This window comes from Microbacterium sp. 18062 (assembly GCF_902706225.1).
GTDB lineage: Bacteria > Actinomycetota > Actinomycetes > Actinomycetales > Microbacteriaceae > Microbacterium.
In genome coordinates this window covers 1-525 of sequence record NZ_CACSKB010000214.1, presented here as the reverse complement: position 1 = coordinate 525, position 525 = coordinate 1, and the positions used below count along the sequence as shown (strand labels likewise).

The following is a 525-nucleotide window of genomic DNA, read 5'->3' as shown; positions in this document are numbered from 1 at the left end:
CTGCTGGGTCGATCAGATGATCACCGGCATCCGAAACGTCGCCTGTCCAGAAACTGGCTCCATGCGGCCGCAGTGGTGAGCATGCTCATTTGGCCTCTGATGGCCCAGCCGCGGCCCAGACTCGTTTGACCTGAGCTTCGCTGCAGCCCACCAGGTGGGCCGTCCTGGCGATGCTGTGGCCAGAGCGGCGTAGCGCAATGATCTGGGCATGCCGCTGGGGATCGGGCCGGCGTCCAAGGTACTTGCCCGCTGCCTTGGCCAGCTCGATGCCCTGCCTCTGCCTCTCGCGCCTATCCTCGTAGTCCTCGCGAGCCATCTGCAGGGCCAGCCGCAACAACATGGACTGCATGGCCTCCAGCACGATTTTGGCCACCCCCTCAGCCTCATTGGCGAGGTCAGATAGATCCACGACTCCAGGGATTGCGAGCCGCGCGCCCTTGGCCTGGATCGTGGCCACCAACTTCTCAGCCTCTGCCAGAGGCAGACGGCTGAGCCTGTCGATCTTCTCCGCGATCACCGCCTCTC

Annotated in this window: 1 protein-coding gene; it reads right to left on the bottom strand. The window is 64.4% G+C overall.

Annotated elements, in window-relative coordinates; genetic code table 11:
- Positions 1-85 precede the first annotated feature (85 nt).
- Positions 86-525: helix-turn-helix domain-containing protein (locus GVL03_RS19435; RefSeq protein ID WP_159502590.1), on the bottom strand; the 440-nt coding region annotated here is incomplete at its 5' end.